The organism is Rossellomorea sp. DA94, from assembly GCF_029834455.1.
GTDB classification, from domain to species: Bacteria; Bacillota; Bacilli; order Bacillales; family Bacillaceae_B; genus Rossellomorea; species Rossellomorea vietnamensis.
Genome location: NZ_CP122397.1, coordinates 1,368,693 through 1,382,658, shown reverse-complemented (window position 1 = coordinate 1,382,658; position 13,966 = coordinate 1,368,693). Strand labels below are relative to the sequence as shown.

Below are 13,966 nucleotides of genomic sequence, written 5' to 3'. Positions count from 1 at the left end.
ATGCTCGGCATTTTATCCTTACCCGTTCTCTGTGCCATCATCATCGGCGGAAGTTACGCTGCATTAAAGCCCATCCAATTCCACACTTCCTACGATCAAAATGATCCCTTTGAGCACATTTACAACTCTAAGCTCCTTTAAATCGTATGATGCCTGAATATAACTAAATCCATTTTCTCTACAGACAAAAAAATAGTTTGGATCACTTTTGCCACCGCTATTGATTTCCGTGCAAGACTTCGCTTTCCTCGGGCGGAAGGCAAGCCTCCTCGTCGCTAGCGCTCCTGCGGGGTCTTACCTATTCCGCTTTTCCCGTAGGAGTCTTCGTCTTGCACTCCAATCAATAGCTAGATCCTGCTTTATACATTGAAGATGCTTTAGCAATAATTATAGAAGGACCATTTCACCAAAGTTGTTATACATACACAGACTGCAGTTTTCGAATGTTCGCTCTTTTTGGATGTGTCGGAGCAAAATGAGTCATTCAGGATAGGTTAGAAAAGTATGTTTTACAGTAATCGGTCACTGCAACTAATAGAATAGGAGTTGGTGAATGTGATTGTAAAGCACTCTCTACATTACATTGTTATAGTGAAGACTTACACTTGGAAAGTTGATTGGAGCGGAAGGTGCTCGACTCCTGCGGGAAACGCGGGAAAGTACGAAAAGCGGAGGCGGCTCGTCCAGCCCCGACAAGCATAAGATGAATGGGCCGAGAAGGCGCTTTTTGCCTTATTGGACCATTTAGCTTATGACCTCGAGGGGCTAGCCGCCATAGCTAGACAGTTGAGACCCCGCAGGGCAAAGCCCGAGGAGGCTCAACTCACGCCCCGCGGAAAGCGAGCACCTGCAGCGGAAATCAACCACTACTCGCTACAGCCAAAAGGAACAGTATTTACTATTCAAAACATCCACCGATACTGGTTCTTTGACACATCCTAAAACTTCATTCCTTGACGCATACTAAAACGTCGGTTATATTGTTCGTATTGCTTAATAACTTACAAAAAGTAAGTAACATACAATTATATACCACATTATAACATTTCTTCATACATCAAGGAGGCATACTCATGGATAATTTCTTTCAAATCGTCGACGAACGCCGCTCCACGAAAGTATACGACCCTCAGGTGGAAATCCCCCGTGAGGAATTGGTCAGCCTGTTAGAGGCGGCTGGGAAAGCTCCATCTGCCTGGAATCTGCAGCAATGGAGATTCCTTGTATTTGACCAAAAAGAAGTGCAGGAACGCCTGCTTCCGATCGCCTATCACCAGCAGCAGGTACATGATGCTTCTGCTGTCGTAGCTATACTTGGTGACCTAGAAGCCAATAAGAACATCGATCCCGTCTTTGATCCTGCCATTGAGAAAGGCGAAATGACGGCGGAAATCAAAGAGGTGCTGAAGAAGCAGATCGAAGGTGCGTACAGCCGTGAGGAATACCCTCGGGACGCTGCATACAGCAATGCGTCACTCGCTGCCATGCAATTCATGCTTGCCGCAAAAGCGAAGGGCTGGGACACTTGTCCGATCGGTGGATTCAATCCGGCTGCCCTCGTTTCTGAATTCAAAGTATCCGGGCGTTATCTTCCGATCATACTGATCACAATCGGAAAACCGCTTCAAAAAGCTCGAAAGACAGATCGACTGGACATCCGAAACTTAATTGATTGGGCAGAATGATTGCCTGTTACTAAAGCCACATCCTGAATGGGATGTGGCTTCTTTAGTGTGAGTTAGAATAGGACGCTCTTTTCAATCTGCTTCATTTCATAGAAATAGCCTTTTTGACTCATAAGCTCCTGATAGCTTCCTGATTCCACCACACTCCCCTGATCCATGACGATGATTTGGTCCATTTTTTCAAGACCTGTCAATCGATGACTGATCAGAACCAGCGTATCCCCGTCGGCTGCTGAATACAGATGGTCAAATATTTCTTTTTCCATCAGTGCATCAACGGAAGATGTCGGTTCGTCGAGCAACCATAATGGTGCGTCTTTCAAAAGGGCCCTTGCAATCGCCAACCGCTGCTTTTCCCCCCCGGAAAGATTCTCTCCTTTTTCCAATACTTCATCCTCTAAAGAAATGTGATCCAGTTTCACTTTATCCAATGCCGACTTCATTTCTCCATCTGTCAAATCATGACGCACGAGCATCAGATTTTCTTTGATTGTACCGTAAAAGAAATGGTTTTCTTGAAGAACAACATTCGCATACCCCCACAATGTCTCTTTATCGATATCTTTAATGGAAGCATCATTGACGAAAATCGCTCCTTCATCCGTTCGGTAAAAGTGTAATAACAATTGAAGTAACGTCGACTTGCCTGACCCCGATGGTCCTACGACCGCTGTTTTCGAACCTGCGGGAAGCTCGAGGTTCACCCCGTTCAGTGTCTTCCTTTCCTCCCCGTCAAAGGAAAAACTCACATCCTTCATGCTAATGGCAGGAACATCCCCTTCAAAAACCGAAGCCATTGGAGGTCCGTCCCTCTCGATAGACTCTTCATTCGTGATGGTAGTGAGCCTTGTTGCCGCCCGACGCGAATCTTCATAGTGGGTCGGCAGGATCGCCATGGGTGTGGCGTTTTCAAATACGGTTAATGAGATCATGACAAGCATGGCAAGGAATATTCCGTCCAATTGACCCGCTGCTACTGAATAAGCCCCCAATGCCAAGACGATCCATGAAATGAGCAGGGAAACCAGGATGTTCGTTGAATGACTAAAGAGGGAATATCGGCTCTCCCTTTCCTGTTCGGTCACATACCCTGTCGCTGCCTGGACTAGATTCGCCTCTTTATCTTCCAGTCTCCGGTAGATCTTCAGGTCCCTGAATCCATAAAGAAATTCCGTCACCTCGGTCGATAATCCCCCACGTCTTTCCCGCAGCGTCGCCTCCACTTTTCTCTGTTTAAAAGCGAAGTAGGCTGGGACGATATAGCCTGTCAACAATAGACCTCCGAGTAGGACCAGGGCAATCGAAACAGAGTAAAACACAGTAAATAAAACCGTGCTTAAAAATACCATCACCAGGATCACGGGCGGATAAAAGACACGAAGAAAGAAATTCTGCAGGCTCTCAACATCCCCGACGATTCTTGCAAGAAGGTCCCCGCTCCGATAACGCCCGAAGATCCCCGGTGCTAGGGGCTCGATTTTTTCATAAATGGAAACCCGCAAGTTCGCCAAAATCGTGAACGTGGCCCGATGGGAAAAATAACGTTCCCCATACCGGCTAAGTGCCTTCGTTAAACCAAACAATTTTAACAGAGCAATCATGACGGTCAGGGCATAAAGCGGTACCTCCAAGGCCGCTTTGGAAATTAAATACCCACTTGAAGCAAAGAGTCCCACAGAGGTAATTCCAGCCAGAAAGCCTAAAAGAATTGAATACGCAACATCCTTCTTTTCCTTCATCATCAGCTTTACGACAAATTGTAATTCTTTCATCTAATGTTTCACCCCTTGCTGTACATTCACCATATCACGATAGTGAGGAGCCGATTTCATGAGCACCTCATGAGTTCCAAGCCCAGCCACTTTTCCTTTATCCAACAACAAAATGGCATCTGCTTTTCGTATTGTATGAAGGCGGTGTGCTACTGTAATGACGGTAGAACCCTTAGCCAACTCCTCCATCGACGACTGCAGGATTTGCTCGGTACCAATATCCAGTCCGGTAGTCGGTTCATCAAACAGGATGAGGGACGGACCTTTGAGGAACGCCCTTGCAATGGCAATGCGCTGCTTCTCCCCACCGGAAAGCCCTCTCCCCGCTTCCCCGATCGGTGTATCATATCCCTTCTGAAGTCCCGCGATCATTTCAGCAATCCCCGCTTTTTCAGCAGCGGATACGATTTCTTCTCGAGTGATCCCTTTTCTTCCCCCGACCGCAATATTTTCAGCTATCGTGCCAGAGAATAAGTACGGGTTCTGTGAAATGTAACTCAATTGATCAAACCAGTCACTTTCCGCGTATTCGCTTCTCGGGACTCCATTAATGAGAAGGTCTCCCTCAGAAAGATCAAGCAGACCTGCCAGCAGATGAAGGAGGGTTGTCTTCCCCGCTCCACTCTGACCGATGACCGCCACCTGGCTCTGTGAAGGAAAGGAGGCGGTGACCCCTTGAAGGGCATAGCCTTTTTCACTGTAGGAGAACCCGAGGTTACGCAGTTCGATGGTGGGAGGAATCCCATTTGAATTGAACTCCCTTTCCCCCCATTTGACCGGCTGACCCTTTTCCTGAAGCTCCTCCATGACTTTCTTTGCGGCCCCCATGCTCCCACGACCGGTATGAAATGCATTCCCCAGCTCTTTTAAAGACTGATAGAATTCCGGTGCCAGGACAAGAACGAAGAAAGCGGTAAAGAATGGGATACTCTCAAAGACTACCAATCTCAGCCCCACCTCCAGGGCGATCAGGCCGATGCTTAACATGGAAATGAATTCAAGCATCAAGGAAGACAAAAATGCCGTCTTCAATACATCCATGGGCGCTTCCCGGAAATCCAGACTGCTTGATTTGATCCCCTCTTTCTGTTGCTTCCCCTTCCCAAGTAACTTTAAAGTAGGCAATCCTTGAAGAGTATCGAGGAACCTCCCGGAAAACGCGGTCAGCTTATCCATCTGCTTCTCTGATTTCTTCTTGGTCATGACTCCGATGATGGCCATGAATAATGGGATGAATGGAGCCGTCACCACCATGATCAAACCTGTATACACATGCTCAGTGAAGATGGTGATCAACAGGATTAAAGGAACGATGGTGGTCTGGATCCTTTGAGGAATATACTGACTGAAAAATCCGTCCACCCCATCGACCGCATCCATCATCGTGCTGACCTTTTGACCCGATTGACCTTGAATGGAGGCCTGAAGGGGATTCTTTGCCCATTTCTTTAACAGCCGTTTCCTCAGGTCCACCTTCACCTTTCTTGCCATCCTGATTCCAATCCGGCCATTGACAAATGAAAGGGCTGACCTCCCTATGAGTATGAGAAGCAAAGCCCCAAGCATCGGGAGGATCTCCTGGAACCCGAGCTTCTCTATGAATATTGAATGAACAATGCTTACGAGCAAATACGCCTGCCCAACAACGACTCCTCCCATCAACAGGGAAGTCCCGTAAAGCGTCATGGTCGATGCTCTTTGCTCTTTGGCTAATTGATTAAGCTCTTTCATATTTTCTCTCAACCCCAAAAGTTAAAAGTTAGTGAAATACTTCACAATCTATATTATAGTAAACTTGTTCCGTTCATGCATCTTTTGGGATTGACCGTTTTGTGACAATTTTCTAGTGAGAATCCAGAAAAATTCATTTTTATAGTAAATCACACTCTAATGACCAATAAAAAATAGAGAGGAAAATAACCTCTCTACCTATTTCATATTAAATTTCCAATAAGTCCTTCGTCACCCGCCTGATGATCTCCGGCAGGACGGAGAACGTATAAGGTTTATACACTCTTTCGGTCCATTGATGACCATCTTTCCCGTAGACTCCTATATTGATGGAGGGGATGTTCAGCTTTCTGATCATATCGATGGGCACCGGGTACAGGTGATCGATGAGGGGCAGATTCTTCTTGAAAACCTCGATATCTTCATCTTCTTCGTGAAGGGAAAGAAAGCTGCCATCTGCGAGATATGGGAAAAACCGTTTGATGACGAATTCTTCGCCTGTCTCATTTGATATGTCATCCAAGCAGGTTCCGAGCACCTCTCTCACCTTCTTGCCGTACTCATTTTCCTCATTCACAAAATTATGTGGTAAAAAAGGCGGAGCGAAGAACAGGATGACCCTTGGTGTCCGGTCGGGGTCAAGATGCTGGAGGGCTTCCACCATTGAAAAAGCAATCGTCCGTCGGTCCTCCCCTTCCATATCATGAAAAATTTTCTTCATGACGGGGTCCGGATCTATGCCCCTTTCTTTCAGCCAGAATATATACTCCCTTAACGTAAGGACCTCTACTTCCCATGAGAATTCCCGTTCGGGGAATCCGTGATAGTTCCGGTACTGTTCAAACTGCCTTTTGCTTCGCTCTTCCATTTCACTTACTACCTTCAAAGCGACCTTTTTCATGTCGTACAGCACTTCACGAGCCGTTCTTTCATATACAAAATAATTGAAATACAGAGACGCACTGAGTGGTGTCTGAACATTATACGTATGCTTATCCTCTTTAAAATGCAAACATGAAGGCGGCAGGGTGAACTCCCCGGGGATATCCTCGAGATAATCAAGATTCTGATTGATTTCGAGATTGATCTTCGAAGCGATCACGGTTGGATCAATCGATGTCAAAACATCCCCTACATGTGCTTCTCTTCCATATATATAGAAACTTGGCAGCAGCTTCCCCGCTGCTCCCGTATAAATATACCGTTTACAATCCCCGTCATAAATAGGGGAAATGAAGTCTGTGTTGATTGCTGCTAAATAGTCAAAGCCTTCGTTTTTCAAGCGGTGGAGATCACTTAAAGCCGCAATCATCCCGGCATGCTCACTTTCTTCATCCCCATTGAACAGGAAGAGTAAATTCCCATCCGGCTGTTTTTCCCCTGTATGATATAAAAGATTCGCTAAATGGACGGCGATCCCGCTCTGCATATCCAAGGAGCCCCTCCCGAACAGCCAGTTTCCTGAAAGGGCATCTTCTTTTACCTTCTCCTCCCCTTCATAATCCATGAAAAACTTCTGCAGAAAATCCGGGTCATGGGCCATATCCTGGAGGGCCCCATAATCATCTGTTCCCACCGTATCGTAATGGGCATGAAATACGACGGTTTTAGAAGACGCCCCTTTTACAAAGGCAAAGACGTTCTTCCTTCCAATCGGATCATTAGGGACTTCCTGTAGCCAGACTCTTTCGGGATGATGCTTGAAATAAGGAAACGATGAGATCAATTTATATATAAATAGGGCTTTCTCACTTTCGCCGGTTGTACCGTTATAACTTTTCAGAGCGATTAAGGATCGTGTGATGAGTTCGATCTGTTCAGAAGTTGACTTGTTTTTCAGTTGAGTATACATAGTACCGCCCCTTTCTTAAAGAAATATGAGCCTATGCGTGGTAAATCGTTCAATGCATGGGCATTATAGAAACTGATTCCTCTATAATTGATAACATCTTATCGAAAAAGAATGGGGTTTGGAAGGGGTTTCAAGATATTTTCTTAAAAATAATTCGGTCTTTTCTATTGAAATTCGTTCTATTACCGAATATTATAGAAGTTGTGTGTTTTTAATGTTCGTTTTTATTGGAGGTTTTACGATGTTTAAATTAAAGGAAAACGGTACGGATCCCAAAACGGAAATACTTGCCGGTATTACAACATTCCTGACGATGGTATACATAGTGGTTGTGAATCCCATCATCTTATCCGATGCGGGTGTCCCGTTTGATCAGGTATTCTTAGCAACCATCATATCGGCCGTAGCCGGAACGTTATGGATGGCATTGTTTGCAAATTATCCGATCGCCATTGCACCAGGTATGGGATTGAATGCTTATTTTACTTACTCAGTTGTCGGTGCACATGATGATATTTCATATATCGTTGCTTTTTCTGCCGTTTTCGTAGCAGGGATCGTCTTCATCCTGCTCTCTTTAACACCCTTGCGAAAAAAATTGATCGAAGCCATTCCTCAGAATCTGAAGCACGGAATTACAGCGGGAATCGGTTTATTCATTGCTTTTATCGGATTGCGTCTGACTGGATTGATCCAGGCACATCCGACAAATTTAGTACAGCTTGGGGATCTTCATTCCCATTCAGCACTTCTTGCATTGACCGGATTGGCCGTCACACTGATCCTCATGGTCCTGAACGTCCATGGAGCCCTGTTCATCGGGATGATCGTGACTGGATTGATTGCGTACTTTACGGGAGACCTTTCCTTTAAAGAAGGATTCGTCGCCATTCCCCATCTTCCTGAAGGACTGATGGTAGCAAACCCGGTAACGGCTTTTGCCGACGTCTTCCAGTATGGATTATACGCGGTCGTCTTCTCATTTTTACTTGTCACCATCTTTGACACGACGGGAACGATGATCGGAGTGGCACAGCAGGCTGGACTTATGAAAGGAAACACCCTTCCGAGGGCCAGGCAGGCACTTCTAGCCGATTCCATCGCGACAACGATCGGTGCGATGTTCGGGACGAGCCCGACATCCGCATATATCGAGTCTTCGGCTGGCGTTTCTGCCGGGGGAAGAACGGGATTGACAACCTTGACCGTATCGATCCTGTTTATCGCTTCCGCCTTTTTCGGGCCATTGGTCAGTTCCGTATCTGGGATCTCTGCCATTACGGCTCCTGCCCTGATCATCGTGGGCAGCCTGATGATGGGAAGCATTTCCCAAATTAAATGGGATCAGCTGGATGAAGCCTTTCCAGCATTCCTCATCATCCTGAGCATGCCTTTAACATCCAGCATCGCAACGGGGATCGCACTGGGATTCATTTCTTATCCTTTACTGAAAGTAGTGAAAGGACAATGGAAACAAGTACATCCACTTGTTTATATCTTTGCTGTCCTGTTCTTCTATCAGCTGGCGTTCCTGCCTCATTGATTCAGATAGATACTCGAAAGACCGTTCACAGTGAACGGTCTTTTTTAAATGAGCTGCGATTATATTCTTTTTACACTCTCGAGATTTCTATCATGGAATGCTAAACAATATACATCCGGCATCTCAAGTTCTCTCCAGAATTCCACATCATATCCCGCGTCAAAATAATTCATGATCAGGACCATAATATTTCCGTGGGTTCCAATCACCACGTTTTTACCAGTATATTCTTCCAATATTTTAAATATCCCCTCGACACCCCTCTTTTGAGCGGTAAGATTCGACTCTCCGCCTTCCAGTGCAAGGGAAGGATCAGCCCAAACCGATGAAATGGCTTCCTGAAAGTTTTCGACAGGCACCGAGGATAGTGTGCGCTCTCTCATCTCAGACACCAATGTAATTTCCTGATCGATATGCCGGGCTATTCCTTCTACCGTTTCAACGGCTCTTTTGTAGGGACTGGAACAAATCACGTCAATCCCTTCTTTTATCAGTCGTTCCGTCACCTTAAGAGCGTCCCTTCTTCCCTTTTCAGACAGGGGCCTCGTTAACTCTTCCGGCGTATAAATCGAGTGGGCATGCCTGACAAGATATAATTTAGTCACGGTCACATCCATTCACTCCTTTCTCTTAGACAACAATAAATAGGGCCGCCCGTTTGAACAGCCCCTGACTATTCGATATGTACTGCGTAGAAATCATGTCCTTACTTTTTTACTTTTCAAAAAGCCACAGGTGTATCTTCCATTTACTCGGGTATGAACTCCATCAACCATGAATCATGGTATACCCCTTCATGAAGCTCATGCTCCCGGAGTATCCGTGCTTTACTATATCCACATTTCTCATAACAGCGAATCGCTCTCGTGTTCCATGTCATCGGATCCATCACGAGGCGGTGGACTCCCTCCTTCTGAAGCAAGTATTCCACCACAGCACGAATGAGCTTTGTCCCGACTCCCTTATTCCAATAATCCGCCTCTCCGATGAATTGATCCGTACCATAAATCACTTCATCCAGATTCGTATAGCCGTAGCGTATCATCGTCTCATGATCGAGCTGGTAATATTGAAGATAACCGATTTCAATTCCTTCATACTCAACTAGACAACTCATGACACCCCTATCCGAGAAGAATTTCTCCTCCACCATCTCGGGTGTGAAAGGGCGATCCCTGCCTTCATAAAATTCCAGGACGACGGGATCCGTCAACCACCTTGAAAGCGTGTACTTATCCCCAGCCACTAACGGACGGACATTCAACTCCCCACTCACGACATTCATACATACAGCACCTCCATAAACAAACCTCTTCCTCTATACATTCATCACAACCACTAAAAAACCCTTCTTTTAGAGGGACGGACCTTGATTCCTAGAACCAGGTCCCAGGAATCAAGTCCGTCCCCCTCCAGTAACTTTGACAAATTTGTGAATCATTTCACAATAAATGTATGATAGGATGTATTTATTAATAGAATATCAGTGAGAAACGTGTTATGATTTGTTTGTGAAATACTTCACAATATCAACGGATTCAATCTTCCCCTCTAACCATCGGGAACGGATGTTACCAATCGCTAGGACAAATTATGAAAGAATAGGTGATGACGTATGACAGTCAAATGCACAAACAAAGTAGCTTTAATCGGTACAGGATTTGTCGGTTCCAGTTATGCCTTCGCTCTTCTCAATCAAGGAATCGCCCATGAGCTTGTGATGATCGACTTGAATAAGGAGAAAGCCGACGGAGATGCACGTGATTTAAATCACGGTCTTGCTTTTGCTTCCCCCATGAAGATTTCAGCCGGGGATTATCGTGATTGTAAAGACGCTGATTTGGTCGTCATCACGGCCGGAGCCAATCAGGCCCCCGGTGAAACCAGATTGGATCTTGTAGAAAAAAATGTGAAGATCTTCAAAAACATCGTAGACTCCGTCATGGAAAGTGGTTTCAACGGAATCTTCCTTGTCGCCACCAACCCTGTCGACATCTTAACCTATGCCACCTGGAAATTCTCCGGCCTGCCGAAAGAGAGAGTCATCGGCTCAGGGACGATCCTCGATACAGCCAGGCTCCGCTACCTGGTCGGCCAGCATTTCGATATCGATACACGAAATATCCACGCCTATATCATGGGGGAACATGGTGACACAGAGTTCCCGGTCTGGAGCCATACGACAGTTGGTGCAAGTCAGTTGAATGAACTGATTGATATGGACAGGGAGAACGTCCAGAAAGACCTCGATGACATTTTTGTCAATGTAAGGGACGCCGCCTATCACATCATCGAACGAAAAGGGGCCACGTACTACGGAATCGCCATGGGACTTGCCCGGATCACCAAAGCCATCTTCAATAATGAAAACAGCATCCTGACCGTTTCCGCCCTCCTTGAAGGAGAATATCAGGAACAGGACATGTATATCGGTGTACCGGCCATCATCAACCGGGATGGAATCCGAAAAGTTGTCGAACTTCCCTTGAATGAAAAAGAAAAGACCCAGTTCTCCCATTCTGCCCAAACGTTGAAAAACGTCATGAAAAAAGCGCTGGAATCTTAATGGGCTACCTTATCACAGCAGATTAGACACGCACGCCCACTCCCCCTCCTCATAAGATAAAGAGAATTCTTTATGAGGAGGTTCTTCTATGTACGATCACAGACAATTATTCCCTGGTTTTCCCGGGGGAGGACAGGGTTCCGGTGGTGGCTTCCCTGGTATTCCTGGATTTCCAGGCGGCGGTGGTTCAGGCAGCGGTGGTTTCCCAGGCATTCCCGGTTTTCCCGGTGGAGGACAAGGAGCACCAAGCTCACCACCCCCTACAGGCGGGCAGGGGGGACAAAACCAACCACCACCCGGTCCACCACCGAACTTCCAACCGCAAAAAACGGCACTTCAAGGAACGCAGGGTGGACCGAGCACCTTCGCAGTCGATCCGGGTGCCATCAGAAGATGCTTATTCCGTTACACGTATATATGGTTAAGAAGAGATGCTTTCTGGTTCTACCCGGTGTTTGTCGGGCGCCGTTCCATTGCCGGATGGAGATGGATCGGATTCACATGGGTGTACTTCGGCATCGATTTGGATAAAATAGAATCCTTTACGTGCGTGTAGGTGGCGCCATGCACTCAATCCCATACTATCGAACCAATCAATCGAATGGCATCATAACCGTGAGCGGGGAACATACTTTGTATGTCGATCCGGATCAAGCCCTCGTATCGATAGGCATTGTGACGAATGATAAAGAGCTTGAAGTTGCCCAAAACGAGAACAAGCAACTTTCCAATCGGGTCGTTCAGTCCCTTTTAAATAACGGAGTTCGCCGACAGGATATTCAGACGTCCACCTATCAAGTTCTTCCACAGTATCAATTTGAAGATGGAAAACAAACGTTCACCGGTTATGAAGTTCGACAAGTATTCAGGGTCACTGTTAAGTCGATCGAAAAAGTCGGAAAGATCATTGATGATGCTTTAAAGAGTGGGGCCAATCGAGTGGAAAACATTCAGTTCATTCAGTCTAACCCCATCGAATCCTACCAGCAGGCTCTCGCCTTAGCCTATCAAGAGGCATACCAAAAGGCACTCACATTATCCGGCCAATCAAATCAACAGCTTAATCCGCAGCCCAAATCCATTACGGAACAATCCCGGCCTTCAGCCGTTCCCTTTATGAACACCGCCTATTTAAAGGCAGCCGACGAAAGTACGGCCGTGGAGCCTGGTCAAATTGCCGTCACAGCCATCATCACAGTAGAATTCAGGACCCATTAAATAAACTGCCAAAGTAGAGAACTACTGAGGCAGTTTTTTTCTGGCATCCACTTTCCATCACTCTTACAAAATACCGCTTACCGACCTCTCTTCAAATCCCCATCCCTCACATAGGCAGCCACTTTTTCTGCAGAAATGGAGACTTCCTCATCACTCAACATCCTGACGCCCTGCTCGGCATATGCAGGCAGGAAGGTCATCCCTGTGAGGTTAGCCATCGCCTGTAATGGTTTCAGCAATTCACTCATGGAATAATGATTATAGCCTCCTGATTGGTAAGCCCCGGCAGGTCCGCCTGTTGAAGTGACAACCAGGAATTCCTTTCCAAAGAGCTTCGTCCCTTCCGAACCGTATGCCCAACCGTATTGAAGCACTTGATCCTGCCATTCTTTTAAAATGGCGGGAGTGCTGTACCAATAGAATGGAAATTGAAACACGATGCGATCGTGGGCCAGCAACAGGTGTTGTTCTCTTTCTACATCGATTTTCATGTCAGGGTATTCTTTATATAAATGATGGACCGTGATGTTCTCTTCCTTCTCCAGCCGGTCTGCTCACGCTTTGTTCATTCTGGATTCTTCAATGGCTGGATGGCCAACCAATACTAATGTTTTCAAATTCTCTCACTCCTTATTTGTATGTACAAATAATAACACATATTCATTTGTACATACAAATAATATCTTAAAAATTTTTATTTTTTATTTACCCTATTAAATTTGCAGGTAACTCAATCAGCTATTCACCAAGGGATTTCGATTTGCGCCCGCAGGCTTCCATGGCCGATAATACAGCCCCCTTGAACTGGTGTTTCTCTAAAGCAGCCACTGCTTCAATCGTTGCGCCTCCGGGTGAACAGACCGCATCTTTCAGCTCTCCTGGATGAGTGCCGGTTTCAAGGACCATTTTAGCTGCCCCAAGCACTGCCTGTGATGCCAGCTGATAGGCAAGATTCCTCGGAATTCCCTGGAGGACGGCTCCATCGGCGAGTGCTTCGATAAACATAAACACGTAGGCAGGAGAGGAGCCGCTCACTGCCGGTATTGCATCCATCAAGCTTTCCTCGATCTTTTCCGCCTTTCCGAAGCTTTCAAGGATTGCCTGGACATGTTCCAAATCGCTTTCTGTTATTTCTTCATTCACACAGTATGCGGTCATTCCTTCCCCGACAAGACTCGGAGTATTCGGCATCGTCCGTACGATTTTGGCAGAAGGGGAAATCTGCTCTTCCATCCATTCAATCGTGATTCCAGCCGCAATCGTAATGATGATGCTGTCTTTTTTCAAGGAATGTTTGATGGATTCGATCAGGTCCTTGTATTGATCCGGTTTCACAGCAAGGAACACAATATCAGAAAAGGCTGCTACATCCAGATTGTCATCCGTCGCCTTCACTCCAAATTTCTCTCTGACCATATCCAGGGTTTCCTGAGTCCTGGCACTTGCACGAACAGATTGTCTGTCCACCAGCCCGGACTTCAGTATCCCTCCCATGATGGCCTGCGCCATATTTCCACATCCTATAAATCCAATGGTTTTATCCATTTCTTTCACCTCTCGATTTTATGTAAACAGTCTTTAGCATCATACCAAACTTTC

12 protein-coding genes and 2 pseudogenes are annotated in these 13,966 nt (G+C 46.2%); 6 read left to right on the top strand and 8 right to left on the bottom strand.

The genetic code is table 11. The features are described from left to right. Positions 1 to 141: a hypothetical protein gene (locus tag P8596_RS07330; RefSeq protein WP_224520595.1), complete on the top strand. Its 141-nt coding sequence runs from the start codon at positions 1 to 3 to the stop codon at positions 139 to 141. On the opposite strand, the pseudogene P8596_RS07325 reads toward P8596_RS07330, so the two are convergent. After that, positions 138 to 344 (bottom strand): annotated as a pseudogene (locus tag P8596_RS07325) (hypothetical protein). The gene P8596_RS07330 and the pseudogene P8596_RS07325 sit on opposite strands and share 4 nt — an antisense overlap. A gap of 723 nt (positions 345 to 1,067) precedes the next feature. On the opposite strand from P8596_RS07325, the gene P8596_RS07320 reads away from it, so the two are divergent. Then, complete coding sequence (locus tag P8596_RS07320) at positions 1,068 to 1,685, top strand: nitroreductase family protein (RefSeq protein ID WP_279726975.1); 618 nt, start codon at positions 1,068 to 1,070, stop codon at positions 1,683 to 1,685. A gap of 53 nt (positions 1,686 to 1,738) precedes the next feature. On the opposite strand, the gene cydC is transcribed toward P8596_RS07320, so the two are convergent. From cydC to P8596_RS07305, 3 genes are all read right to left on the bottom strand, one after another. Continuing rightward, positions 1,739 to 3,457 (bottom strand): thiol reductant ABC exporter subunit CydC, encoded by a 1,719-nt coding sequence (gene cydC, locus P8596_RS07315; protein ID WP_279726498.1) that lies wholly within the window; start codon positions 3,455 to 3,457, stop codon positions 1,739 to 1,741. Next, positions 3,458 to 5,188 (bottom strand): thiol reductant ABC exporter subunit CydD, encoded by a 1,731-nt coding sequence (gene cydD / locus P8596_RS07310; RefSeq protein WP_279726496.1) that lies wholly within the window; start codon positions 5,186 to 5,188, stop codon positions 3,458 to 3,460. Positions 5,189 to 5,396: 208 nt separating this feature from the next. Continuing rightward, a complete protein-coding gene (locus tag P8596_RS07305) occupies positions 5,397 to 7,040 on the bottom strand; it encodes a M20/M25/M40 family metallo-hydrolase (protein ID WP_224520598.1) in 1,644 nt (547 codons plus the stop codon). A 241-nt stretch (positions 7,041 to 7,281) separates the two neighbouring features. Here P8596_RS07305 and P8596_RS07300 point away from each other — a divergent pair, with 241 nt between their 5' ends. Further along, the gene (locus tag P8596_RS07300) at positions 7,282 to 8,583 is read left to right on the top strand and encodes an NCS2 family permease (protein ID WP_034760258.1); all 1,302 of its coding nucleotides are present in this window, start codon (positions 7,282 to 7,284) and stop codon (positions 8,581 to 8,583) included. Between the two features lie 59 nt (positions 8,584 to 8,642). Here the strand turns inward: P8596_RS07300 and P8596_RS07295 are convergent, their stop codons facing one another. Further along, positions 8,643 to 9,188, bottom strand: coding sequence for a histidine phosphatase family protein (locus tag P8596_RS07295; RefSeq protein WP_254653725.1), 546 nt, complete (start codon positions 9,186 to 9,188; stop codon positions 8,643 to 8,645). 143 nt (positions 9,189 to 9,331) lie between these two features. Then, complete coding sequence (locus P8596_RS07290; protein ID WP_079534760.1) at positions 9,332 to 9,868, bottom strand: GNAT family N-acetyltransferase; 537 nt, start codon at positions 9,866 to 9,868, stop codon at positions 9,332 to 9,334. 330 nt (positions 9,869 to 10,198) lie between these two features. On the opposite strand from P8596_RS07290, the gene P8596_RS07285 reads away from it, so the two are divergent. From P8596_RS07285 to P8596_RS07275, 3 genes are all read left to right on the top strand, one after another. After that, positions 10,199 to 11,149, top strand: coding sequence for an L-lactate dehydrogenase (locus P8596_RS07285; protein WP_279726494.1), 951 nt, complete (start codon positions 10,199 to 10,201; stop codon positions 11,147 to 11,149). Positions 11,150 to 11,237: 88 nt separating this feature from the next. Then, positions 11,238 to 11,705: a hypothetical protein gene (locus P8596_RS07280; protein WP_254653499.1), complete on the top strand. Its 468-nt coding sequence runs from the start codon at positions 11,238 to 11,240 to the stop codon at positions 11,703 to 11,705. Between the two features lie 8 nt (positions 11,706 to 11,713). Continuing rightward, positions 11,714 to 12,367, top strand: a complete 654-nt coding sequence (locus P8596_RS07275) for an SIMPL domain-containing protein (RefSeq protein ID WP_279726492.1) — start codon at positions 11,714 to 11,716, stop codon at positions 12,365 to 12,367. A 77-nt stretch (positions 12,368 to 12,444) separates the two neighbouring features. Here the strand turns inward: P8596_RS07275 and P8596_RS07270 are convergent. Beyond that, a pseudogene (locus tag P8596_RS07270) lies at positions 12,445 to 12,984 on the bottom strand (NAD(P)H-dependent oxidoreductase). 121 nt (positions 12,985 to 13,105) lie between these two features. Then, positions 13,106 to 13,912 carry a pyrroline-5-carboxylate reductase gene (gene proC, locus P8596_RS07265; RefSeq protein WP_279726491.1) on the bottom strand — a complete coding sequence of 269 codons (807 nt, stop codon included), beginning with the start codon at positions 13,910 to 13,912 and terminating at the stop codon, positions 13,106 to 13,108. Positions 13,913 to 13,966 lie beyond the last annotated feature (54 nt).